Annotated in this window: 17 protein-coding genes and 1 pseudogene; 12 read left to right on the top strand and 6 right to left on the bottom strand. The window is 56.0% G+C overall.

The annotated features are described in order from the left end of the window. Positions 1 to 49: 49 nt before the first annotated feature. Positions 50 to 328 (bottom strand): hypothetical protein, encoded by a 279-nt coding sequence (locus F812_RS0103740; RefSeq protein WP_020084620.1) that lies wholly within the window; start codon positions 326 to 328, stop codon positions 50 to 52. A gap of 1,337 nt (positions 329 to 1,665) precedes the next feature. Here F812_RS0103740 and asnB point away from each other — a divergent pair. The 4 genes from asnB to F812_RS25905 all read left to right on the top strand — a co-directional run bounded on the left by asnB (position 1,666) and on the right by F812_RS25905 (position 9,868). Continuing rightward, on the top strand, positions 1,666 to 3,654 hold the full coding sequence (gene asnB, locus F812_RS22430; protein WP_198011125.1) for an asparagine synthase (glutamine-hydrolyzing): 1,989 nt from the start codon (positions 1,666 to 1,668) through the stop codon (positions 3,652 to 3,654). A 143-nt stretch (positions 3,655 to 3,797) separates the two neighbouring features. Next, positions 3,798 to 4,583: an ABC transporter permease gene (locus tag F812_RS0103730; RefSeq protein WP_020084618.1), complete on the top strand. Its 786-nt coding sequence runs from the start codon at positions 3,798 to 3,800 to the stop codon at positions 4,581 to 4,583. Beyond that, positions 4,576 to 6,342: an ABC transporter ATP-binding protein gene (locus tag F812_RS25215; protein WP_020084617.1), complete on the top strand. Its 1,767-nt coding sequence runs from the start codon at positions 4,576 to 4,578 to the stop codon at positions 6,340 to 6,342. Before F812_RS0103730 ends, F812_RS25215 begins: the two co-directional genes overlap by 8 nt. After that, entirely contained in the window at positions 6,326 to 9,868 is a 3,543-nt protein-coding gene (locus F812_RS25905) for a methyltransferase domain-containing protein (RefSeq protein WP_083929049.1), read from the top strand. Before F812_RS25215 ends, F812_RS25905 begins: the two co-directional genes overlap by 17 nt. A 9-nt stretch (positions 9,869 to 9,877) precedes the next feature. On the opposite strand, the gene F812_RS0103705 is transcribed toward F812_RS25905, so the two are convergent. Then, positions 9,878 to 12,061, bottom strand: a complete 2,184-nt coding sequence (locus F812_RS0103705) for an NHL repeat-containing protein (protein ID WP_020084613.1) — start codon at positions 12,059 to 12,061, stop codon at positions 9,878 to 9,880. A 130-nt stretch (positions 12,062 to 12,191) separates the two neighbouring features. Between F812_RS0103705 and F812_RS0103700 the strand changes: the two genes are divergently transcribed. From F812_RS0103700 to F812_RS0103690, 3 genes are all read left to right on the top strand, one after another. Beyond that, entirely contained in the window at positions 12,192 to 15,377 is a 3,186-nt protein-coding gene (locus tag F812_RS0103700; protein ID WP_020084612.1) for a D-glucuronyl C5-epimerase family protein, read from the top strand. Then, positions 15,370 to 16,449, top strand: coding sequence for a transglutaminase-like domain-containing protein (locus tag F812_RS0103695; RefSeq protein ID WP_020084611.1), 1,080 nt, complete (start codon positions 15,370 to 15,372; stop codon positions 16,447 to 16,449). The genes F812_RS0103700 and F812_RS0103695 overlap by 8 nt, the downstream gene beginning before the upstream one ends. Before the next feature lie 233 nt (positions 16,450 to 16,682). Further along, positions 16,683 to 17,906, top strand: coding sequence for a glycosyltransferase (locus tag F812_RS0103690; protein ID WP_083929048.1), 1,224 nt, complete (start codon positions 16,683 to 16,685; stop codon positions 17,904 to 17,906). A gap of 82 nt (positions 17,907 to 17,988) precedes the next feature. Here the strand turns inward: F812_RS0103690 and wecB are convergent, their stop codons facing one another. After that, positions 17,989 to 19,050 carry a non-hydrolyzing UDP-N-acetylglucosamine 2-epimerase gene (gene wecB, locus F812_RS0103685; RefSeq protein ID WP_020084609.1) on the bottom strand — a complete coding sequence of 354 codons (1,062 nt, stop codon included), beginning with the start codon at positions 19,048 to 19,050 and terminating at the stop codon, positions 17,989 to 17,991. Between the two features lie 358 nt (positions 19,051 to 19,408). Between wecB and F812_RS26330 the strand changes: the two genes are divergently transcribed. After that, positions 19,409 to 19,882, top strand: coding sequence for a hypothetical protein (locus tag F812_RS26330; protein WP_156827204.1), 474 nt, complete (start codon positions 19,409 to 19,411; stop codon positions 19,880 to 19,882). 120 nt (positions 19,883 to 20,002) lie between these two features. Here the strand turns inward: F812_RS26330 and F812_RS26930 are convergent. After that, positions 20,003 to 20,569 (bottom strand): annotated as a pseudogene (locus F812_RS26930) (transposase); the annotation flags it as partial. 82 nt (positions 20,570 to 20,651) lie between these two features. Between F812_RS26930 and F812_RS25895 the strand changes: the two are divergent. From F812_RS25895 to F812_RS0103650, 4 genes are all read left to right on the top strand, one after another. After that, the gene (locus tag F812_RS25895) at positions 20,652 to 21,002 is read left to right on the top strand and encodes an ATP-dependent DNA ligase (protein WP_083929046.1); all 351 of its coding nucleotides are present in this window, start codon (positions 20,652 to 20,654) and stop codon (positions 21,000 to 21,002) included. 59 nt (positions 21,003 to 21,061) lie between these two features. Next, positions 21,062 to 22,165, top strand: a complete 1,104-nt coding sequence (locus F812_RS0103660; protein WP_020084604.1) for a hypothetical protein — start codon at positions 21,062 to 21,064, stop codon at positions 22,163 to 22,165. A 93-nt stretch (positions 22,166 to 22,258) separates the two neighbouring features. Further along, on the top strand, positions 22,259 to 22,480 hold the full coding sequence (locus F812_RS0103655) for a hypothetical protein (protein WP_020084603.1): 222 nt from the start codon (positions 22,259 to 22,261) through the stop codon (positions 22,478 to 22,480). 94 nt (positions 22,481 to 22,574) lie between these two features. After that, positions 22,575 to 24,611 (top strand): ParB/RepB/Spo0J family partition protein, encoded by a 2,037-nt coding sequence (locus tag F812_RS0103650; protein ID WP_020084602.1) that lies wholly within the window; start codon positions 22,575 to 22,577, stop codon positions 24,609 to 24,611. Positions 24,612 to 24,657: 46 nt separating this feature from the next. Here the strand turns inward: F812_RS0103650 and F812_RS0103645 are convergent, their stop codons facing one another. Both F812_RS0103645 and F812_RS0103640 read right to left on the bottom strand, forming a co-directional pair. Further along, a complete protein-coding gene (locus F812_RS0103645) occupies positions 24,658 to 24,906 on the bottom strand; it encodes a hypothetical protein (protein ID WP_020084601.1) in 249 nt (82 codons plus the stop codon). 202 nt (positions 24,907 to 25,108) lie between these two features. Next, entirely contained in the window at positions 25,109 to 25,414 is a 306-nt protein-coding gene (locus F812_RS0103640) for a hypothetical protein (protein ID WP_156827203.1), read from the bottom strand. Between the last annotated feature and the right edge of the window lie 27 nt (positions 25,415 to 25,441).

Raw genomic sequence — 25,441 nt, 5'->3', positions numbered from 1 at the left:
CCCCCGCTCCAACGGTTCACGCACTCATCAAAACACCAAGCACCCCTTCCTAATCGCCGTACTCCAGATGATCGAAATCCGGCACCACCCGTCTCAGGCAATCACGGTCAGGCAACGACAGCACATCTTGAACAGACCGTTCCGGCACCGGTAGCGCCTTTAACGCCGTCGCCGGTTCTGGAAGCCTCTTCACGTCCGGCATCGGCAGCAACTTCACCGAGACCGCCTCAACCGTCCTCGGCATCGCGGTTTGGAGACGCGCCATGCGCCTGCGCTCCAAGAGCGATCTGACAAACTTGACATAGAAGGGAGGAACATCGGCAATCATACTTGATGCTCCCATATGACCACACACACGGAAAGCACGCGTGCCCAAGCCGTATGCAACGCAATCACCCGACCGCACGCCACACGGCCGAGCGAAGGGCCATGTCATCTCCTGCCCTTTCCGTATCTATTACAGCGGTATTTGCGTCACGCGCTTGCCAACCCCTCACCCGCTGCCCATCGTTCATTGCGTGGCACGGGTAACGGCGATGTTCTCAATGAGGTAAGCCTCCGCCGAAGCTATGTGTGCGGACCCGCGCCACGTTCCTGCTCCTGTCTAGGCCGGCTGCTGCCCCTGTTTGAGGAACGATGGCAGCCGGCCCCCCATTCGCTTGACGAAGATGCTGCCCATATGGCCAGCTTCCGTTTCATCAAGCCCAGCTGATCTTGCAGGCGGACTACAACGGAGAGCGACCGCATACGAGCCTCAACGGGCTCACGCCGAACGAGTTTGCAAGGAGGTCCACACCGGACCATAACCAGAACGGACTCTAGATATGAGCGAGTACGTTGCGGGGGCAAGATCACCCGAAGCGCCGCGCCATCCCTGGCAAATGCAGCGCGCCAAGGCGCACGCACGGCGCATATCCCGCCAAGCTAGGGCAATACTGTCTGACACCCGCCGCGAGGAGCTACCCGTCCCACGAAAAGTCGACCCGGATACCGAACAAATGAGCAGCGTTTCCGCAACCAATCAGAGACACCTCGTATCGGCTACGCGCGCGCCATACTAAGGTGTCGGACGCTCGATCCACAGCTCAACGCCCCCAAACTCCACTAGCATGCAATCAGAGCAATCTAGCATTTGCGGTTCTCTCGGAGCACCGGCGACATGGGAAACGAGAACCCAAACCGAAAATAGAACTAGCCCAAGCAGGAACACACACGCATTACAGAGAATCCGTATTTCCTGCCTAGTCAAGCGAAGGGCAGGCTTCGGACGCTGGGAAGGGTCTTCAACACACATTATCTAGCGCGCAAACATGTGAACTACATTCGAGCAGGCAACCAATTACAGCCTTTCGAGAGCAAGGTCGATTAACCCCTCAGAACCTTTATATCGCGCACTGATTGTTTTTGGATAGTCCCCTCGAAGCACACACTCTCGCCTAGCCTGCAAAATCGACCTTGATTCCATCGGACAGTCCCTACGAGCATCAGCTAGAGTTCTGAGCCCATCGCGCGACGCCTGAAGAAGCCAACTCGGAGGACAGTCGGCGCGGGCTCTTGTCCTCATTGACTTATCGTCGGCAAGATGCCTTGTTTGCGCGCATCGATGCGCCGAACGTCGGCGAGGCCAGAATCTAAGATCTTTTGCTTCGGGAGCCGATCCGTTGATTGGCTTTTGTTGTTGCACATCAGAAGGTGGTGGGAATGTGTGGTATTTCGGGATTAATCCACCTAGATGGCCATCCGCTGGGAGACATTGCACAGCGGCTCAATGTAATGAGTCAGCTCATCGCCCACCGAGGTCCAAACGGGCAAGGGACTTGGATCGCGCCGGATCGCAGTGGCGGGCTAGCTCATCGACGGCTGAGCATCCTCGACTTGTCATCCGCAGGCGCTCAGCCAATGAGTGGACCGGCGAACCACCATGTTGTGCACAATGGCGAAGTGTATAATTTCATCGAACTGCGACAGCAGATGTCATCGGCGTGGGGATTTCGCAGTCAAACCGATACAGAAGTTATCCTCGCAGCATATGATCACTGGGGAACAGATTGCCTTTCCCGTCTTCAAGGAATGTTTGCGTTCGCTGTTTGGGATGAACCTTCCCGTCGATTGTTCTGCGCACGGGATCGGTTTGGCATAAAGCCATTCTATTACACTGTCGTTGACCGAATTTTTTATTTTGCTTCGGAAGCAAAGGCGTTACTTCCCTTCCTTCCTGAGATACAAACGGACGAGCAAGCGTTTGCAGAGTATCTAACTTTTCAGTACTGCATAGGCGAGAATACGCTTTTCAAAGGAGTGAAGGAGCTCCCGCCGGGGCACATGCTTATTGTTGAAAACGGCTCAATATCGACACGGCGGTATTGGGATGTGGTCTATGAGATCGACCAGGATCACAGTCCGGCCTGGTTTATGCGTCGAATGCGAGAGATTCTAGAGGATTCGGTGCGCATGCATATGCGCAGCGATGTGCCGATTGGAGCGTATGTATCTGGAGGCGTAGATTCGAGTCTCATCAGCATTCTAGCTACTCAACATGACAGCTCTCAAAAAGTGGGCTTCCATGGCCGTTTCACGGATTACCCTGGCTATGATGAATGCAAGTATGCTTATGCGGCTGCAGGAGCAAGCGAGACCACACTTCACGTAATCGACATCACCCACAACGATTTCCAGCGTCATATCGGAGATGTAATTTATCACCTTGACTTCCCCGTTTGCGGACCCGGATCGTTTCCGCAGTACATGGTTTCCGCGCTAGCTGCTCAGCACGTGCGGGTAGTTTTGGGTGGACAAGGTGGGGACGAGATTTTTGGCGGATATGCCCGGTATCTTGTTGCGTATTTTGAGCAGTGCATAAGAGCCGCAATTGATGGCACGTATCAGAATGGACAGTTCCTAGTTACCCTCGAATCCATCGTTCCGAATCTTGGCGTCCTCCGCGAGTACCAGCCATTAATTCGCGAATTCTGGAGAGATGGTCTTTTTGGTAAAATGGACGAACGCTATTTCCGCCTGATAAATCGCGCAACTGACATGAATGAGGAGATCGATTGGAACGACATCGATTTGGCCCCGGTTGGCGAGGCGTTCCGTTCTATCTTCAATAGCACACGCAACGTCAAGAAGCAGGCCTATTTCGATGCCATGACGCATTTCGATTTCAAGTGCCTACTTCCTGCACTGCTTACGGTTGAAGACAGGATGAGCATGGCGCACGGACTTGAAAGCCGCGTGCCATTTCTAGATCAGTCGCTCGTAGAGTTTGTTGCGAGCGTCCCCCCCACTCTTAAATTCTCCGGCGGAAGATTAAAGCAGATGGTTAGAGACGTTTTTGAGGATCGAATTCCCAAAGACATCCTCGATCGCAGAGACAAGATGGGGTTTCCAGTGCCACTCAAGGAATGGTTCGGGGGGCCACTAAAAGAAATGGCCGGAGACATATTTTTGACAATGAGGGTTAAACATCGCCCACACTTTAATGCCGATGCCGTGCTGAAAAATTTTGACCACGCCCAACCCTTTTCCCGGAAAACGTGGGGCTTGTTAAGTCTAGAGCTTTGGCATCAAACATTTCATGATCGTGCTGCAGAATATCGGACGTTGTTGGACAAAGAAGCATCGCGAATGGACCTCGGAGTACTTCAAGCATAGCGACGGCGATGCAGATTAAGTCGCAAAGCTCCAATCCTTTTCGAGAGCTGCTTGTCCCATCGGTGTTCATTTCCCGTTATCGAGCATTTAGCGCTCTGTCGTTGACTTGCAAGCGTCGGCGCGATCAGGACAGAAGGAACAATATGTGGAACGCCATACGCTTGATCTTCGGAAAGCGCCGGCTACTCTTTGAGACGGTGTTGTTGGCCCTAAAGGCGCGTTTCGTGGGTAACGCGCTCGGCGCCGCCTGGGTCATTCTCTACCCAGGGATCTTCCTCGCACTTTATGCGACGGTGATGATACAGATCCTAGGCGTTCGCACGCCCGGTCTATCGACGTCGAACTACGTTCTCGTCATCTTTTCCGGACTAGTGCCATTTTTGGCCTTTTCTGAATCGCTGGGCGTCGGGACTGCTGCAATTGTCGCCAACCGTTCCTTGCTACGCAATACGCTGTTTCCCATCGAACTGGTGGTCATGCGGGATGTCCTCGTGGGGCATGTGACCATGGGTATCGGGATGTTACTTGTGTGTGTAGCCGCTTGGTATAATGGACATCTTCACGGAACACAGCTCCTTCTGCCGCTGGTTTATGGGTTGCAAATTGTAATGGCTCTTGGCCTCGTCTGGCTGACGGCAACGCTCAACGTTTTTTTTCGCGACCTTCAACAGACCATCCCCATTATTGTACTTATGCTCATGATGGTATCACCTATTGCGTACACACCTGAAATGGTACCTGCTGGTCTAAAGTTTCTGACCGTAGTCAATCCTTTGGCATGGCTGATGGACGTCTACCGAGGCTGTCTTATTTTCGGGGAAGTACCTTGGGACAAACTTTTTTTGCTCATGGTGTTCAGCGCCGCGATCTTTTCTCTCGGACTGCGTGTTATCACCCGATTGAAGCCGGTTTTCGTCGACTATGTCTGATATCGCGATCCAACTTGACGGTATAACAAAGCACTTCCGGCGCTTCCGCAGCCCTGGGTTGCGCGCGCTCAACGCGCTAGGCATTCCTGTTCCGGCGGGAAGTTTCGATACATTTACCGCACTCGAATCCATCTCCCTGACAGTTCGTCGAGGCGAAAAAGTTGCGCTGATTGGCCGTAATGGCGCTGGCAAGACAACACTACTGCGGCTGATCTCAAAGCAGATCCAGCCCGATTCCGGGCGCATTAGAGTCGCCGGAAACCTGGAAGCCTTGATGGAGCTGGGAACGGGATTTCATCCCGATTTTAACGCACTGCAGAACATTCGCTCGGCACTCGCCTATCAGGGAGTGAGTGGCGCGAAAGTCGCACAGCTCGAGGCTCAGATCATCGATTTCGCTGAGCTCGATGACTTCATCATGCGCCCCGTGCGCGAGTATTCAACGGGTATGTATGCTCGCCTTGCCTTCGCAGTCGCCACCTCTATCGAACCGGACATCCTAATTATCGATGAGATTCTTGGGGCGGGAGATGCCTACTTCGTTGGCAAATCAATCCAACGCATGAAGGAGCTCACCTCACAAGGTGCGACTGTTCTATTCGTCTCGCACGACATGTCTGCTGTACAAATGCTGTGTGATCGAGGGGTATGGATCGACGGCGGACGCGTACGCGAAGACAGTGACGTTCTTTCGGTGAGCAAGGCATACAATGCCTTTATCCGAGAGGAAGAAGAGGTTCGATTGCGTATGCGGAGCATGACGCTGAGCCGTTCGACGGTGCGTGAAGTTATGAAAGGAGAGGCTTGTGAGATCTATCGCTTCGTTGGCGAGGATCTTCACGTGCCGAAGAAGCCATTTCTGCTGAGCGGCGTGCGGTTCAGAGCGGGCGCGACGCCCTGGCAGACGATGTCACTCTCAAATCTCGACGACACTTCACGAATCATCGACGAGCCCGGCTCGACCGACTGGTCTCGGCTTGCAGTGCAAGGCGGAAAGTTAAGCCGAGCATTTTCCCAGCAGGGTGGCCGCTTCAAGCATGCTCCATTTCAGATCGATTGGCGAGGGCTACCGAGCCATGATCGAAAAATCGAACTCACGACACGAGGGAGTCCAAGCTCAGATATCGCTTTCGAGCGCTTCGATGCGGATCTCGGACGCTACGAACGCCTAGGCACAATTGCAAAGGACGCAAACTGGAGCACGCGCGTGTTCGATGTGCCGGCATCCCAATCTTCGCGGCAGTCCATCCGCGAAACTGCGAGTTTCGAACTTGAACCGCTCGCTTCAATCGATCGCTATGGTGATGGGGACACTCGTATCGTCGGATTTGCTTTCTTCGATATCGAAATGCGGCGACGGCATACCTTAGTGAGTGGCGAGGCTGCAGCAGCAGTGCTGCGATTTGAGGTAGAACGACCAGTCACCAACCCCGTTGGCGTGGTCGCTATCTATCGTCCAGACGGAACGTGCGCAATGCAGGTCTTTTCGAACCGTCTCGGAGACGAACTCGGGGTTCTTCAAACTAATGGGTTGCTGCGTGTGCGTTTCACTCCGCTGCTGCTTGGGCCCGGTGACTATATTGTGTCGGTTGCGCTCTTTAAAGCTCTCCCGCTGAGCAGTGGCATCGAGCCGCCCGCATACGATTTACACGATCGCTGTTACGCGCTTAAGGTCTTGCCTCCTGCGGGTATTGCCGTCGAAATCGGGACAGTCAACCAGCCCGCGTCCTGGGATGTGCTGAATGATCGAAATGAATAACAAAGGGCTCTACGATAGCGTTGAGATTTGGGAACAGGAGATGCAGCCTGGCCAGCGCAATCTGCTACGGGCGCTGCTCGATATCTGGCCTTCGGGTTGCAAGACCGTTCTTGATGTGGGGTGCGGAGACGGAAAGATCAGTGGCCCTCTTTCAGGCTATACGGGTGCTGATTTTACGGGAGTCGACATCGCGGGGGAAGCTCTCGCGCGCCTGCCGTTTCGGGGGCTCGAAGCGAGCGCCGACGCACTCCCGTTCGCTGATGGCACCTTCGACCTCGTCATGACCACCGACAGCCTCGAGCACCTCCCCGACGAAGTCGAGCGGGGCGCCTGGCAGGAAATTTTCCGGACCGCAAGGCAGTGGGTGATCGTTGCCGTGCCGTTCCGAGAAGAACTACTAGATGGGCTCTCGTCTTGTCATACCTGCAAGTGCGAATATCATGTCAACTGGCATCAGCGCCGTTACGACATTGACGATCTGGCGCTGCGAGCCCCTGAGGGATGGGAACCCGCATTCGCGGTCCTGAGCGGTGAAGCGTGGAGCCCCACACTTCCCTACGAAACTCATGTCCGCAGAAGGATTTTCAATCAATACAATGGCTGGGATAAATCGGTCTGTCCAAATTGCGGCGCACGCGGCCAAACGCCATCTCCTGCGCCTGCGTTGCCCCCCTCCCTGGCTAATGCGCTTGGGTGCTACACGTACAACGCACTAAGGACACACAGGATTGCGAGAAGCCACAGCGAAGTCGTGGTAGCTTTTTGCCGGACGGGAACTCCTGCTGCAACACCGTCATTGGAGACTGCCGTTACGCAGATTCGGGCTGCGACAGAGGTTTATGTTCCTGAAGCCCCCGAAAGCGCCGATCTCGTATCGTTTCCACAGGTGGCGCGTCGCGTAGTACGATCCGGCGGTGACTTTGTCGCTCAGTTTCCCCTCTACGACCGAACCTCGCCGCTCATCGTGCGGCGAACAGAGGGTAGCTCGGATGCCGTGGCACTAACCGTTACAGACGGTGTAGGCCAGGCATTCAACGGTCTCGCTCTTTCGCCCGGCGAGATTGAAGCGGAAGTTACCTTTAACCGGCCGCTCATCGCGGGTACCTTTGGCATTATTGTCGAAGCAAAGGGAGCCCCTCCAATTGCACGCCTCAAATTAGGGGATGGGCCGACGATTACTTGGGTCTCACCCAAAGCCGATGGTGCCTTTGCGTACCACACAATCAACACAGGAGCGCTCGCTGTCCACGTGCAGATCCGCGACAGCGATTGGCTTGATGAAAGCATTTTTCCAGTTGAGGCACCGATCAACTATCCGTCGCCTGCCGAACTCTTTGTCCTTCAGAACGAGACTGACGAAGTGCAAAGTAACGCGATCAACACGCTGACGGCAGATCTGGAGGTTATGCGCGCGGGTGCGGAACGAGCAGAACACTTGGCCGTCGACCTGCAAAATGTCAGTGCGGAGCGGGACGCACTACTGGTGCGGGCATCCGAAGCGGATAGGCTCGCCGTCGAGGTGCAAAATCTTGATGCCGAGCGCAACTTCCTTCTGAAACGTGCCTCTGACGCCGACCGGCTCGCAGTAGACGTACAGAATTTACGTGCTGAGCGCGACGCTCTTTCAGCGCGCGCAGCTGAGGCTGAAAAGCTAGATGTGGAGACGCAGAACCTCCGAACCGAGCGAGATGCACTCGCCGCGCGTGCAGCTGAGGCCGAGCAGCTATCTGTGAAAGTCCAAAACCTGGCCGCAGACCGAGACGCCCTCGCCAAACGATCAAATGAAGCTGAAAAGCTTGCTGTGGAGACGCAGAACCTCCGAGCCGAGCGAGATGCACTCGCCGCGCGTGCAGCTGAGGCCGAGCAGCTATCTGTGAAAGTCCAAAACCTCGCCGCAGACCGAGACGCCCTCGCCAAACGATCAAATGAAGCTGAAAAGCTTGCTGTGGAGACGCAGAACCTCCGAGCCGAGCGAGATGCACTCGCCGCGCGTGCGGCTGAGGCCGAAAGACTTGCTGCCGACGTTCAGTATTTGCTCGAAGAGCGAGATCATTTTAAGGATCGCGCGGGCGAAGCTGATCGGCTCGCCTCAATGTCAGAAAGTTTATCTGCCGAGAACGCCTCGCTGAGGGAGCTTCTTACCCTTCGCCCGCAGGAAACGAATGCACCCCGCGTACTCATGCTTTGTCACGACCAGCACCTGGACAGGCGCGTTTCTGCCCAAGCACACAGTCTCATCGCAAGTGGTTGTCATGTCACGCTCATGATGCTCGCGTTCGGTCCGGAGGGGTCTTCCGAAACCGATGCGGCCGGGCTCGAGATCGTGCGGATCGGGCTGGCGGGCATCATTCCGGAAAACCCGACGTATGTGCGCTACATGGCGCGGCAGAACTCCTATAACGATGCGCTGAACCGCAGAGCCAACAAGAACCAGAAGCTGCTCAAGCTGTGGAACCTCGGCTTTCGCACAAGTTCCAACATCAACCGCTATCGTTACCTCACGGGTCTCTATATCCGCTATCGCAACCGCTTCATGCATGATCCGCTGCCATTCCGCAGCGCGTTCTACAATGCGGCGAAGGGGCTCTCGTTCGACTTGCTGCAGGTGCATGACCTGCCGGCGCTGGAAGCCGGAGTGCAACTCGCCGAGGAGCACAACGTGCCGCTCGTCTACGATGCGCACGAGCTCTATCCGGAGCAGGCGTCGTTTTCGCGAGAGCAACGGCGCATATGCAGCGAGACCGAGGCACGATTGATCACACGGGCACAGCTCGTTATCGCGGTCAACGATTCGATCGGCGAGGAGATGGCGCGGCGTTATCACATTCGCAAGCCCGTGACGCTGTGGAATGCACTGACTCCGGACGCGTCCTTTGACATCACAGCGCGACACGACCGGCTCCGGCAGAAGCTCGGCCTAGCCCAGAGCCGGCGCATCCTGCTGTTCCAGGGCGGCTATTCGCCGAACCGTAATCTCGAACGCTTGGTGGACGCCATGGCGCATGTGAAGACGGGCGATGTCGATCTGGTTCTGCTCGGGTTCGGCGGGTTCGAGCGCGTTCTGCGACAACACGCCGAGCGCCTCGGCTTGCTCGGCAAGCGTGTCCATTTTCTGAAGGCAGTGGACCAGAACGAGCTGCTGCAGCATTCAGCGTCGGCCGATCTGGGGATCATCCCCTATCCGCATGTGGACATGAATTCCTACTTCTGCACGCCGAACAAGCTCTTCGAGTTCATCCAGGCCGGTCTGCCAATCCTTGCCAACAGCTCACCGGAGCTCATACGGTTCGTCAAAGGAAACGGCTTTGGCCATGTCGCGCCCATGACCTCGGCGGAGGCAATTGCGGAGGCCATCGATGCGGCGTTCTCGCATTCAGACTATGCACGCTGGCGCAACAATCTCGTGGCCGGTCGCGATCGGTTCACATGGAACCAACAGGAGGAGCGCTATCTCAAGGCGATCTGGCCACACCTGAAATATCGGCTGCCGCAGCGCTCAGGGGCAGTTCATCCCGACGCCAGCTGACGTCCTCGACTAAGGCCGAGTGCAGTCGAGGGGCGTCGTCACCTCACCCGCGGCCGGTCTCGTGTGCCCCATAAGGTAGGCGATCCACAACTCCGGAAGGGATATAAGGGCGCTCTCTTGCATGCTAGCAACAAAGTCTCTGGATAAGGTGTAGCGTTGCTCTGCGGCAGTTGCGGCACAAATCGCATCGCGATAGGCGACGCCCGCCGCTGTTGTAAAGCTCTGAGGGATCAGTTTGGCAAACACCTCTTTCGGAATACTTCGCACGTAGGTCGCGTAATTGGCTACTGCGTCCGAGCTCACTTTCATCGCGCTCTCGAAGCCATGGCGAAGACCGTCACAGTACGATCTAATCCTGTCATAAGGGATCATGGGCCCTGCGTCGGTAGCAAGCCCGTCATCGGTTTGCCAGAAGTTGAGGCCGAGCGTTATCGGACAAATGAACTCGCCGTCTTGGTAGATCCACTCACGAACCTGCGGAGAACCGTAGAGGGCAGCTTTGGAATTCTCGAACGTGCGGGCCTGGACCCAATAGTAGATGCTTGATGCAAAGGCTGGCGCAGCGGAGGCCAAGGATGCGGTGCGATCCTGGTCGAGAGAAACGAACGCAGTATAATTGAAGCCGGGGTTCCAGGCAACTTCATTGCGCAGTCCGAAGTTGAACTGAACAACAGTATCCTTGTTGATGCGCCTCACGTAGCCGTGCCCCATCGGCGCATCCGCAGACAAGGCGCGGAATGGACAGATTTCCGCTGTAGTGCAGAGAGCTGCCAGGTGAGACGTTGGCGCCGTCGAAATATACTGACGGCGCACTCGCCCTTCGGCATCGAAATACACGAGCCGAGATTTGAACGTATCGGCCACCCACATACTGCCATCGGTATCGAACAGGGTGCCGTATGGCATATTGAACCACGCACTACCGAGGCCGTTACCTCCGGATCTTCGCTGGGTGCGTAGCGTGTCATCAATTTGGCGCAGGCCACCATTGTGAGCATCGGAGATCCACAACTGCCCCTTTTTTGGATCGAGGCTCACGCTGGTAGGCCAGAGATAACCGTCGTCGTCCCACCCCTCGTGCCCACTGTTCTGTAGGTGCTTGCCATCAAGGCCAAATTTTACAAGCTGCGGGGGCGCCAGCCCCGAGGCGACAATACTGCCGCCGGTAGCATCGTAGGCGACTCCATGGGCACGGCCAAGGCGCGCATACCATCGCTTCTTCCTAGTCGCGCGGTCAAAAAGCAGAACTCCATTGTTGTCAAAATCAGCCACGGCGAACGTCTTGCCGTCCGGCGAAAGTACTATGTTTTCCGGGCCTACTAGTTCGAGGTCCACAACGCGGTCTTTGAGAAGAAATGTGCCATCGTCGTTGTGCGCTAGAACAAGAACGTCTTTTCCGAGGTAGTTCGCAATGAACAGCTCCCTAGTCTCCCGGTCGTATGCGAGTCCCGTGGGAAACCATTTTTCGATCTCGTGCGGCTTGGTGATTTCGGTGAGCAAACCGGTTTCCGTGTCGACCAGCCAGGCATTCAAATAACTCGCGACAGCCAGAGTCCTGGCATCTATGCGGACGAGGCTGACCGGGAGGTTGATATTGCCGCTAAGTTTCCTCGTCTCCATTTCTGAATTGCGGAGAATAGATCGCCACCCCGTGGTTCTAGGTGCGAACAATCCCGTATATGCGAGGTCCGTATAAGCTTCTACGAATGTCATATTGCGAAAGAAAGACGCGCTGCCGGTTGCTTCGGCAAACCCGGCACGACCTGGCCACGTGTGGTTGACCGGCGGCACTGGCTCATCGCGTAGCGCCATGATGTCCTTGGGATGGAGACAACCGCTGAAGGGATCTGCAGCTGACCAATGGCCGTCTATGTACGCCTCGGGCATTGCATGATGGATTGTGGTCCCGTCTCTGTGACGCGAATGGATATCTAGCGCTCTAAAGGGAACCCCTTTCGCCTCAAGCTCCATGCTGGTCCAGAGTACCGTGTGCGCACAGTTCCCCTTCATGCCCGAGCGCCCCTCCTCCTGCGCCATCGGTCCTGAAGAATAGGTCTCAAGGCGGGGGTAGATCTTCATTTCGAGAAGGGGAACGAACTCCTGAGTCTCAGAACCTGCAAACGCAGGCAGTGGCAAGAACATCGCCATCACGAGAAGATATATTCCAGCGGTCAGCAGATTGAGTTGACGCATGAGGGTAGTGGTTCCAAATTAAGGCTATCATTCTCTTTAGGCGCAGCTGAACGCCCGGGCAAGGTCGAGCCAAGCCCACTTTCAGCGGCGGCCTGGGTGCTTCCGATCAGCGATCAGTCACGGAAAGAACATGCGACGTGCCATTGCAGGGTTTTTACTGATCGTTTCGCTCGCCTATTCTGTAGATGTCAGTATTTCCGAGGCTTGGTCGCAGGCACAAACCAATGTTCAAGGTGCTCGGCACGGATTCGACGACATGGGCGTTGTGACACTCGACATCGAAAACGTCGGCGCTGTCCATCATCCCGCATGGATCGCGTTGTATGCGCTCGCCTTCGGCGGTCAGCCCTCCTATTCGGTGGATCACACGGTTGAGCCTGATCCACGGCGTTTTTTCGCAGCAATCGAATGGCTGGAAGCGAACCTCAAGCAGAATGTGCAGGGGCAGTGGGTGTGGGAGTATGACTTCAACTCAACCTACAACAATGTGGAGGTTGCGGCGCCATGGGCGAGTGCTTTCGGACAGGCGACAGGAATAGAGGCTCTCGTCCTCGCCTACCATAAAACGAATGAAAAGCGCCATCTTGAAACGGCGCTCAAGGCCGCTCGGATACTTTTCGAGCCGCTTTCTGCCGGAGGTCTTTTGTTCGGGAAGGGAGATGATGTCTGGTTCGAGGAAGTGCCATCCCGATCCGGCGAGCCAAGCCATATTCTCAATGGCCACATGCGCGCGCTCATCGCGCTGCAACGCCTCGCAGACGCGAGCGGCGACACGAAGGTCAAGGCTTGGCTCGAGAAGGGGACGGATACGCTGCTTCGCTGGCTGCCGCGTTACGACACCGGATATGCACTCCGATACGACCTCAATCCGCGCAAGAAAGATCTTCTGTTCCGTCTTGCCAACCCATACGGTTTCGAGGGGCTGCCGCTCGCCGTCGGCTCCCTTGCGTTGGTTGATCCCGCTTCCGGTAAACGTCATGCGATCGACATGGGGTCGGACGGCGCGTTCCAGGGTGACAACCGCATAGCGGGGACACACTGGACGGTTCCGGAAACGATCGGCGATAGACTCGCCCGTCGCCTCGTGCCTGCGAGCATCGAAGATCCGGATGCTATGGGCAGTCCGCATACCTATTTCTATTTCAAGCTTCCCGGCGAGTGGACCGACAACCTGCGGACCCGCGAGTATGAGCTCGAGATCTCATACTTCGACGAGACTCCTGGGTACATCTCCGTCCAACATCGCAGCATTGCGCCAGGCCGGACGTTCCGAGACATGCGCGACGGCGACTTGTTCTTGAGCGGCGAAGGCGTCTGGCGCAACTGGAAGATCCCGCTGCGAACGGTCGACCTCGGCTACCCCGTAGGCGAACTCTACGCCGAGAAACATCAGGAGTATCTCGCCGCGATCGCATCCGTCGACGCGCGCTTCGCGCCGTGGGCGAAGATCGCGGCGGCATACAGGCATTATATCGCTAACACCAATACCGGAAAAAAAGTAACGCCTGAGCCCGTCGTCATACCCAAACAGACGCCGATGCTGCCTATCTACTCGTTGGACGAAAGCGGTGTACTTCGCCAGCATTTGCCAGATGACGGCTCGCGATTTTTTTCCAATGGTATGTACGATCCCGATACAAGCCGAGGCAGCGGTATCCCAACTTACTCTCCATTTGTCATAGCAGAACAACTGATCCATGGTCAGAACATAGGCGGCGCAACCTACACGCCCGAAAAGCTGAAAATCGATCGTAGCCCCGCGCTTAGCTGGTTTCTTGATGAAAAAAACCAAGTGCGCGCTGGCAATGCGGTTCTCTACAGCTACCCGTTCGACAATACGTACAACGACGTTGTGACCAAATCTCCCTGGGTATCTGCATTCGGTCAGGCCTACGTACTCGAAGGCCTGATCTATGCCATCGAGAACAGATTGACTGAGCGAGACCTCCGTCCGCTCACCGAGGCGGTCATTAAGAGCTACACGATCGATGTGAGAGAGGGAGGCATCCGCACCACTGGGCTTGATGGCTTGCATTACTACGAGGAGGTGCCCAACGGGACCCACGTGCTTAATGCGCACCTGATTAGCTCGGCGGCGCTGCACAAGGTGGCGAAGTACTTGAAAAGCAGCGACGAAGCCGAGCGGCTTTCCCGCGAAGGCGTAGCAGCTCTTCATGCGCGCCTCGCAGACTTCGACACTGGCTATTGGTTGCGATATGACCTCAATCCCAAGAAGGAGCTCTTGATACAACTTGACTGGCATGAGGGGACAACCTCGCCGCTAGTGGACCGCGTGACGCTTACCAATCCCGAAACCGGCAACTACGTGGAGGCTGATGTCGGCGCGCAAGGGGACAATACCGCCATAGCAGCCCATATTTCCGGCACCGATTGGGGACAGTCGCAGACCGTTGACGAAACCACCGTGCGCGGTTTCTTAAATGGTTACGAACGCCATAGCGAGCCCCTCAAGGGCGGCACCCGTCAAAACGTCTACCTGTCGCTCGCCTTGCCAGATCAGCCCCGGGTCGGTGACGCGGTTCAGACGCATGTGCTGCGCATACGGTATAGGGACATGGCCCCTGGTCTCTTCGGTATTTCCATTCAGGCAATAAATGAGGGCAATTACTTATCCTTCGTGCCATTGCGCCTAGGAGCGCTGCGCACGATCGGCGACGACAAATGGAAAGAAGCAACATTTCTCATGCGCCCGCAGGATATGGGCTGGTACAAAGGGATTGACTACCAGGCGTATGAAGTCGAGCAGTTGGAGAAACTCGCGTACGACACCGAAGATTGGCTCCTCTCCCAGTATGCGACGCGGCACCGTCATTTCCTGGCTCTGCATAAGGAGCGTAAGCCACTTTTTGCAGGATCGACTGCCACCAAGGTGACGCAGTTGGCGCCGGTCATCGTTGATGCGTCAGCCACCTACAAGGACCACGGCTTCGAGAATGCGCTCGATGGGGATACCAACGATGACTATGTTGCCGGTATCGAAGGTGAGGAGATGGCGTTTGTGAAGCTGCACTTCGATAGGACTGTGACACCCGGCAAGCTGCAGCTCATATGGGAGAACGCGGATAATTTCGCACGCCGCGTGCGCATCTTACATTGCGGACGGGTGCTTGCCGAATCGTCATCGCTCGCCGGCATTCAAAGCCGCCTAGATATCAAGAACGCCCCTGCCCTCAGGGACCTACGCATCGAATTCAGCGACTTCTCCGGGCAGCCTCGCGTTCTACTGCGTCAGTTGAGTCTTTGGTCGTCGGATAAACCCGCGGTCAAACCCGCACAGGACACGTGCGATGACTAATCCTCGCCGTTTCCATGCCAAGCTCCTTGCCGGGGCGGCGCTTTTCTGTCTGCTGCTTATCTTGAGCGATGACGTGCACTCGTCCGATGACGGCATCGTGATGGGCCCACGAGATCCCGCCAACCCGTTGCATGTTTATCGCCTCCCTATCACCAGCGAGATAAAGCGAGTGGCGGACGCTCTGGCGAAAGACACAACGTCAGATCATGAGAAGATGTTGCGGTTTATGGCAGTACTCAAAACATCGAAGGTTGGGTATCCGAGCAAGTCTACACCGGAGGCGGTCCTGGCAGAAAAAGTCGGCTCATGCGGCAGCTTTAGCAACGTTGTGTCAGCTATGGCCGCCACGCATGGAATATCAACGCGCCTGGTCGCTCTGTACAATTGGCCTGATTCTTCTGGCCACGTTTTAGTAGAGGCGTTAATCGACGGGCAATGGCGTCTCTACGATCCGACCTATGACGCTTATTACTATCTAGCCTCAGATAGAGCCAGGACGGCCCTATCACTCGAGCGCATACGAACTGGCTATCTAGAGGGAGCCGATATTACGGCAGAGATCGCGATGCCTCGGCTAGGAGTGGAGCAGTACACGGGGCGCGATCTGTTCCTCAAGTCCGACCCCATCGGCTTCATCGGGCCTGAGCACGAACTCGTATTCCCATTGAAGCTGGATATGATGGGAACGACGAGCATCTCGAAAGAAAACATACGGTCCTTTCAAGGCGCCGACTTTATCGGCGCGGCCAGTACCAACCAGAACCAGAACTGGACGCTACTGAACCTTGTACCTGGAAAACCCTATGCCTTCACTATCGAGCCTGATTGGCTGGGGGGGGATCTTAAAGGGAACAATCAAACCTTTAAGTTACTGGTCTCTCTCGAGCTCGGAACGCTTCACGGCAAAAAAGAGCATCAGTTCGACTTCACAGAACTCCATGGAAAGGCGGAACCATGGAAGATCATTTTCACGCCGTCGAGCAACAAAGCGGTTCTCAAGCTTAGCCATGACTATAGAGGTCCCGATTATAGATATATGACGATGAAGGGTTACACACTTTCGTCGAATTAAGCCCGGCCACGGAGGAAAAATTCTAAAGGGACGAGTGTGTTGCAGCTCTAAATGGGGGTCGCACTGAAATTGAACTGCAGCGAATATCTTGCCGCCAACGACCAATTAGCGGGTCTCCCTCAAACAAAAGGCTTGTTGACCCAATTCGCTAAACTCCACAGAAAGAATCAAACTCAAATAGCGCGGCGTCTAAAATTGTGATCGATAAATCTAGTGTTTGTGCTGACGTCATAATGTTCGCAATGGATCGTCGACTTGATCGGCGTATCGTTCTTGCCGCTGAGACACTTCAGGCGAACGGTTTTTCAACATGCCTTCTGGCCCCTGCTGACCGATCAGTGATCGATGAGCCGATATGGGTGGAGCGTGTGTCTACTAGCGGATTGGGAATGTATGGCAAGGGCCTGCGCTTGCATCGCTTCATGCGTGACCGCTTTCCATTCTTGAGAGGCACAATGCGGCGGTTAACTTGGCAAGCCGTAAAGGCGCCTGAGCAAGTCTTTCTATCACTCTTCGACACCGCAATCTCGCGCGCTAAGGGGAAGGTATACGTGGCGCATGACTTGCCAATGCTTCCGGTAGCGCTGGCAGCGCAGCGTTTGCATGGCGGCAAGGTCATTCTCGACTGCCATGAGCTGTATTCAGAACAGGCGTTTTCCAAAGCGGAGCGCCAGCTTTGGCGAAGTGTGGAGGCGCGCTACATTGGCCAAGCGGACGCCGTCATTACAGTGAACCCTTCCATCGCACGCGAGCTAAGGCAAAATCATGGACTGCCCGAAGTCCATGTCGTGAGCAATGCGGATCGCTTTGTGCCCGACACTCCTCGTAACACCGACAACCCGTTCAGATCGCTATTTGGGAACCAGCGCTCCGCACCGACGGTGCTCTATCAAGGCGGTCTATCGTCGGGCAGAAATCTCGATACGCTTGTAGCGGCGTTCTCCGTTATGCGCCACACCGACGCACAACTTGTACTTCTAGGAGACGGAGGAGCAAAGACAATGCTGCGCAAGAAAGCTCGGCAGCTCTCCATTTCCGACCGCGTTCATTTCATTCCAACGGTCCCGCAGAAACAGCTAATCGAGTTTGCGCGCTGGGCCGATCTTGGCGTCATACCGTATCAGGCGAACTGCCTCAACAACGAGTTATGCACGCCAAACAAGCTTTTTGAATTCATCATGGCGCGGCTACCAATAGTCGCAAGCGACTTACCTGAGATCCGCCGGATCGTTAGCGGCTACGACATTGGTGTTCTTGGAAGTACCGGAACGCCAGCCGATTTCGCGGCGCTCATTGATGCAGCACTCGAAGCCAGAGTTGAAAAGGCCGAGATGTGGCAAAAAAACTTGCAGCGCGCGGCGTGCGAACAGTGCTGGGAGCGCGAGGGAATGAAGTATCTAGCCGTGGTCCGGAAACTTGCAAATGACATCGGTCCCCACGTGGGGAGGGGCACATGACGTCCCCCCCCCCGATATTGCGTAGATGCTCAACTGGCCGTAGCGCGGAAAATTCTAGCAGCGCATGGCTAACGTTCTCCAGCTAACCCGTAGCTGCTTCTTGAACTAAGATCTGCGCAATCCTCCTCGCAGCTGCTCCATCGCCATAAAGCGAAGCTGGTTCCGGCTTGGACGAAAGACTTTCAACAACGGCCGCCCGAATTGCATCGCCGCTCCGAGGCGGACAGAGCCTATTCCAGCCGGCATCAACCAGCTCGCTCCACTCCGTCTCTTCACGTAGCGTGACACACGGGGTTCCATGGAAGTAGGCTTCCTTTTGAACGCCACCAGAATCCGTCAAAATCACGCTCGCGTGACGCTCGAGCCAGATCATGTCTAAAAATCCAACTGGAGGCAGGACACGGACTGTTGGTGGAACCACCAGATCGAAGCCGTCTAGCCGAGCCTTCGTGCGTGGATGGAGCGGGAGGATGATAGGGAGGGGACACTTGGCAAAGCCATCCAGAATTACTGAAAGCGTCTCGCGATGGTCGGTATTAGACGCACGATGCACCGTTGCAAGTGCATACTCGCTCGGCAAATTATCCGCAGGGGGCCTTCGATTGGCTACGCGCGCTCCAAAATGAATTGCGGCATCAAACATGACGTCACCCACCAGGGAAGCACCCTCGATACCTTCTCTAGCGAGATTGGCGACCGCATTTTTTGTTGGAACAAACAATAAATCCGACAGGTGATCTACGAGAACCCGATTGATCTCCTCCGGCATCAGCCGGTTGAAAGACCGCAGACCGGCTTCGACGTGAGCCACCCTCACGCCGAGCTTCGACGCGGCGAGTGCGCCGGCCAGGGTTGAATCGGTATCCCCGTACACCAAAACGGTGCGCGGCTTCAAATCGACAAACACTCGCTCCAATGCTTCAAGCATGCGGCCCGTGTTCTGGCCATGAGATCCACCGCCGATGCCGAGATTGACCGCTGGGGGCGCGATATCGAGCTCATCAAAGAAGAGCTTCGACATATTGTCATCATAGTGCTGCCCAGTGTGGACGATCGTTTCCGAGATTCCGGCTTGAGCAAAGGCTCGGGAGACGGCTGCGGCTTTTACGAACTGGGGGCGCGCCCCAAGAATAGAAATGATCATATCTTCGCTTTTCTTAAGTTTTCACCGGCTTCAATTCCAATCGAAGGCGTCGCGATCATTCGGAATTTTTTGAAACTAGCCACAATTAAAGATCTCAAGCGAGTGGAGCAATAGAAGGTCGATGTCCTGCACCCTTCACCTTAGCAAAGGTGAGGCAGCGGAACCCACTGCTTCCAAGAGGCTAGCTACCACGTTGCCTGGCGACGGCTTTTTTCCTATCGTTTCCGATCGAGAGTAACTGGACTGGTCTGCACGCTGCGAAATTCCTCGAGGGCAGACATACACATGTGATTTCGCAGCTTCAACTTACCGCACTATCGTCAAAGTCACTCAATCAGCCGACCGCAACGAGCAGATCATGATCCGCACATTCAATATATTTGCGTTCCTTTTTGCGATTGCATCAACAACGAGCGCAGCCGCTCCGGATGGTGCACTTTATTTGTATGGTGATGCCGACCAAAAAAAATTCTTGGGTTGCTTGAGTTGCGACAAGCGTAACGCAGATTCTGTCTGTAATACATACGGCAGATTTGGGTCGAAATACGGTAATCTATCTATTTGGAACAGTTTCGGCTACTTCGGTTCAAAATATTCAAAGGGTAGCCCGTGGAGCAAATACTCGTCATCACCTCCCATAATTGTGGATGAAGGCGGAAATTCCTACGGTGCTCTCACCACCAATAAATATCATCCCAACAAAGCTACAATAGAAACTTTCGCACAGCTCGCAGAATTTGTTGCTGTGTACGAGGATCTTGATGCAGCGCGCGCTTTGTATTGCGGCGCCCTACTAGACGCACTTACAAACCTACATCCCCCTATCCCTTAACTCTTTGACCTTGCCCCCCGGAAGGTACTCGCTCATAATTGGAGTCCGTTCTGGTTATGGGCTAACGGGGACCTTCTTGCAAACTCGTTCGGCGTGAGCCCGTCAGGGCTCGTGTGCGGTCGCACGCTTGCGGCCACCGCGCTTGCGGACGACGAGCCGTTCCTCCCGGTAGATGCGGAAGAGTTTTTTGTGATTCACAGCGAAGCCCTCCCGACGCAGCAACAAGTGCAGACGACGGTAGCCGAACCGGCAGCGATGAGCTTCCAAAGCTTTTAAGCGCGTGCGCAGCACACCGTCTTCACTGCGCCGCTCATAACCGTAAACCTTCGGCGCAAACCCAACGAGGGCGCACGCATGGCGCTGCGAATAGCGCCTTTTCTTCGATCGCCCAGCACACGGCGGACTTCCTCGCGGCGGGCGTCAGAAGTTTTTTTTCAGCAGCTCTTTGAGGGTGGCGTTGTCGAGCATCTGCTCGGCCAGCAGCTTCTTCAGCTTGCGGTTCTCATCCTCGAGCGTCCTCAGGCGCTTCGCCTCCGACACCTCAAGCCCGCCATACTTTGACTTCCTGGCATAGAACGTTGCCGACGAGATCCCGTGCCGGCGGCATACCTCGGCCGTGGCCATGCCCGCTTCCTGCTCGCGCAGGATGGAGATGATCTGTTCCTCCGAAAACCTACCCTTACGCATCGTCCGTCTCCTTCTCGGATCGACGGACTCTAGCTCACATCGGGTACCCCTGCGGGGGCAAGGTCATCACTAACACCACAGCATCGCCTGCTTCTGTTTCGACCTCCTTGAGCTAAACGGCAAGGATCTCCGGCAGGAACCTCTGGAGAAGCGGCGAACGTCATTGCGCAAACTCTTGGAAAAGACGGACATCCCCCAGCTAACGTTTTCAGAAAGCCATACTGACGGTGAGCAACTTCTGCAGAGGCTGGATAAGATCGGCATGGAAGGCGTGGTTTTCAAACGCAAGGAACAGAAATACGTCTCCGGCCGCAACCGAGGGTGGGTAAAGGTCAAGTGCCATGCCTGGCGTCACGCCAACGCGAACAGGAAGGCTTTGTTCAGCCACCACAATGGATCAAAGCCTGAATTGAAGGCACGCCGCTTGGCGTAGCATGAGACGCGGCGTACCTTGTTCCAGTGACATCCCTTCCACGCACCCACCTCGAGCGCTTGCAGCACCATACCGAGGAAATAAACAAACGACTTGGATTCTCGTTCACGCTGGCTGACTTCGTCAACGCCAATATGAATTACGACCGTCTCGGCGATGCCGCCACCGAGACACTTGTGAGCAACGTCGCCGGATTGATGCGTCTCCTCAAGATCCCAGCCAAATCACTGCAGCCCTTCCTTCTTTCGTCGCCTACCTTCTTCAGGCGCTCCCCGTTCTCAGTCCAGACGCAGTTCACGGATATCGCCGCGTTGCTCGGCATGCCATGGCGTTCCTACGTCAAAAAAGTTCTCAAAGCTCACCGCATCGCCAACGCGACACCGGAAAGCGTCAACATCCTCATAGACGCCCTTGCCACAGAGCTGGAGCTATCACCGGCTGCGGTAAAAGCCATCCTGAAAAGGCACACCATCCTCTTGGGAAGCAACGCCAATACGCTTGTGTCCAACATCCGCACGACAATCAATCGCCTTAACCTATCAAAATCAGACTATGCCACCTTCGTCCGCCGCGCGCCCGGCCTGCTCGCCACTCCCACAGATACCCTAGAAACAAAAGTCAAAGCCTTCGCCGACATATTCTCCATCCATCCCGCAACAGCGCTGAAAGCGCTTCGTCGCTCGCCACCCCTCTTGGCCATGGCCTCCGACACGATCCGCAATAACCTGCACCGTTCGGCGACCGCCCTCAACATACCGGTCCACAACTGGAGCCAGACCGTCATTAAGAAACCAAGCCTCGCCAGCTACCGCGCTGGCACACTCCTTTCCACCGTCTCCCAAATCGCAAGCTTGTTTAAGATGTCAGCCCCAGACGTCATAGCGATTGCATCCCGCTTCCCTTCCCTCCTCTGCATTTCCATCGAAGCCTATGAAAGCAAGCTTCCGCTTGTCCTCAAATTCTGCCGAACCCTTGGCTTCGACTATACGCCCGCCGAAACACTCCGAGAATGTCCTCTTGCCTTCACCTACGCACCGAGGCGGCTTCACGAACGTCTGCGGCTGGCAGAACTCGGATTGGGGCCACGAAGCATCATGAACCTCCTCACACTCGCCAATGAGGACGCAGCTCCTCTTCTTCGACGCAGCCGGCTCCACCCGTAACCAACACCCTGACACCCTCCTTCCATTCTGCTGCCAACACAGCACCGTCCGTGAAGCCCTTGAAAGACGCACAGCCCGCCCCATAAAACTCCTATGCCTTTCGACAAAGCCACACACTGCGAACTGCGCTTCCACCATGCAGCGATCAGCCAGGGTCTTCCCTATCAGGCGTGGATACGGACACTCATCATCACCTTCGAAAGGAGGTTTCCGGATCTCCCCGTCTCCACCTATCCCAATACCTTCCTCGTATGGGTACGCGCGAACACCAACGCCATGTTGGCCATCTCGGATACGTCGCCGGTCATGAACTGAAGAGGGAAAGAGTGGGGCAGGGAAAGGGTGACGGCGCATCGGGCAGGAAGAGAGGCTTCCCCCGACCGCCCGAAACCTGAAGGAGACCGTTCCCATGTCAAAGTCCACAAGCCGCCGCAGCAAAGCCACGTCCGCCGCCATTCCCGAAACCACCTCCATCGACATCCCGTTCAACCGCTTGCGCTTGAGCGAGAAGAACGTCCGCACCATCTACGACAAGGACGCCATCAAGCAGCTTTCCGAAAGCATCGCGGAAAACGGCCTCATCCAAGCCCTCAGCGTCAGACCCGTCCTCGATACTGATGGAAACGAAACCGGCGACTACGAGGTGCAAGCGGGTGGACGCCGGTTCCGCGCCCTTGAGCTCCTCACAAGGAGCAAGCGCCGCGCTATCGACCAGCTCACACCTTGCGTCCTCAAAACCACCGGCCTTGCCGAGGATGACAGCTACGTCGAAAACGCCCAGCGCGAAGCCTTGCATCCCATTGACGAGTTCCGCGCGTTCAAAGCCATGCAGGACGCTGGAAAGACAGAAACCCAAATCTCCACCGCCCACCGCGTCAGCATCGCCTTCGTTCGGCAACGCTTGCGCTTGGCATCCGCAAGCCCGTTGATCCTGCAGGCATACCGCGACGAGGAAATCGACCTTGATCAACTGATGGCTTATTGCGTCACCAACGACCACGCACGCCAGGACTCCGTGTTCGAACGCCTCAGGGACTCCTACGAGCACCACGCCCACGCCATCCGGCGCGCCCTGACGGGAGACACGGTCTCATCCAACGACCCCCGCGTGCGTTTCATCGGCCTCGACACCTATGAAAAAGCTGGTGGGCATGTGGAACGCGACCTCTTCAGCTCGACCGACCAAGGATATCTCAAGGACGTTGAGTTACTGAACCGCCTCGTGGCCGACAAGCTCAACGCCGCCGCGAAAAAGCTGCAAAACAAGGGCTGGAAATGGGTCGAGGCTGCTGTTTCCATCCCCCACAGCGTCAAGTGGGGTCTTGACCGCGTGATTGGCGAAGAAGCGTTGCTGTCTGCCAAGGAACAAAAGCGCCTCGACAAGCTGAATGTTGAAATTGAGGAGCTCGACAAGCTGGATGAGCTCTCCGACGAGCAGGATGCACGCCGAGACGAGCTTCAAACCGAGATCACCGCGCTTGAAGACAAGCCCGCCGTGTTCTCCAACGAAGACATGGCACGCGCCGGCGTTTTCCTCTCTATCGACCACAACGGAAACCTGGTCGTGGATGCAGGCTTCATCAAACAGGATGACACACACTCACAAGACGCGGGTGATGATGACGACCATCCGGAGCCCAACAGCAATGCGAATGAGCCCACCCCATCCAAAGGGGACGACAACGCCGAGGGCTCACGACCGCTTTCCGCCGCGCTCCTCGAAGACCTCACATCCTACCGCACCGTGGCGCTGCGCAATGCCATGGCTCAGGATTTCAAGGTCGCCTTCATTGCGGTGGTGCACGCTTTCGCACTCTCGCGCTTCTACACCTTCAGTCACGGCAAGACCTGCCTGCAGCTGAAGCTGGATGCGTCTTTCCCCGCCAAGGCCCCGGGCCTCGACGAATGGGCGCCCACAAAGGCCGTTTCCGACCGTGATCTTGCATGGAAGAAGCTGCTGCCCAAGAACAGCGCCGATCTCTGGCAGGCGTTGCTCGCCATGGACCTCACCGACCTGCACAGCTTGTTCGCCCACCTTGCCAGCCTCTCAGTCAACGCAGCCATCACGCCCCATGTGAGAAGCGCCGAAAGCGTCGCACACGCCAACGACCTCTTCCGCGCCCTCGACACCGATATGGTGAAGCTGGGATGGGTCACCACCGCTGACAACTACCTCAACCGCGTCTCCAAGGACCGCATCCTTGAAGCTGTGGAGCAGGCCCGCGGCGAGGACACCAAGTTGCTCATCTCCCACATGAAGAAAGAGCCGATGGCCAAAGAAGCCGAACGCCTCATCGAGGGTAAAGGGTGGTTGCCTGAAGCTCTACGCATACAAGCGACTTCCAAGGCTGCGGACCACGAAGACGACCGCAGCGATGATGGCGTCGAAGATAGCCTTCCCACCTTCCTCACCGAAGGAGCGCAAGACACGCAAGAGGCCGCTTAAGTAAGCCAAGTGTCATTGGCCACATCCGCAAGGGTGTGGCCATTTATTATGCCGTCTTCTTAGAGTGCGATTTCAATGCAGTCGGGAAGCGAACATGCTTCATAACCGCGGCCTTGAACTCGAGATCATATTTCTCAAAGCCCGTGTTGGACCTCGCTGGAAGCCTCCCCCTGTTGAGCCCGTCCAACGCCTCGGCCAGATCTCGTCGCTCCAGAGCCAGCGTCCACATTTCCCTGTCAATCTGACCGATCTTCTTTGAGACCAGCTGCGCAAGGGTCGGTGATTTTTTTGCCATGGCACATCCTCACACCTCGGAATCGAGGCGTCCAATGGCTTGCTGTCTGCAAAGGCACTGACGGTCGGCCGATCGGTATCCCGAAAGTGGAGAGGTTACGGCAGGCAGGGTTGCATTGCCGCGGCCTACAACTCTATCACCGGCACTTGGAGGTGTGTCCGCCCCATGGATCCATCAAAAGCCGAAATCTAGGACACAGAGCTCAAACAACGTCCCAACCGTACGGGTCACGCTTCGCGCTTTCGACGTAGTCTTTGATCAGGGTCATCTTTTGTTGCAGGGCCTCTCGTCCTGCATCTAACCCTTGCTCACAAGCTGTGCGATAGCAAACATAGAGAACAAGATCGATCTGCTCGTCGACCAAATAAGCGTCAATCGATTGCTTCGCGCACACGGCGACAAGCTCACCGACCATGCCAGGGCACTTGCGCGCCATGGCTTTCCTCAACTGAGCGCGATTTCCAGGAACGAGATATCGACGCTTTTTCTTAACCGCGGTTGAGGCCACAAACCCATCGTCGCCGGGCGGCTCGCC

This window comes from Hyphomicrobium zavarzinii ATCC 27496 (genome assembly GCF_000383415.1).
In the GTDB taxonomy this organism is placed as follows: Bacteria; Pseudomonadota; Alphaproteobacteria; order Rhizobiales; family Hyphomicrobiaceae; genus Hyphomicrobium_C; species Hyphomicrobium_C zavarzinii.
The sequence above is the reverse complement of the archived record's forward strand: the minus strand, read 5'-3'. Positions and strand labels throughout refer to the sequence as shown.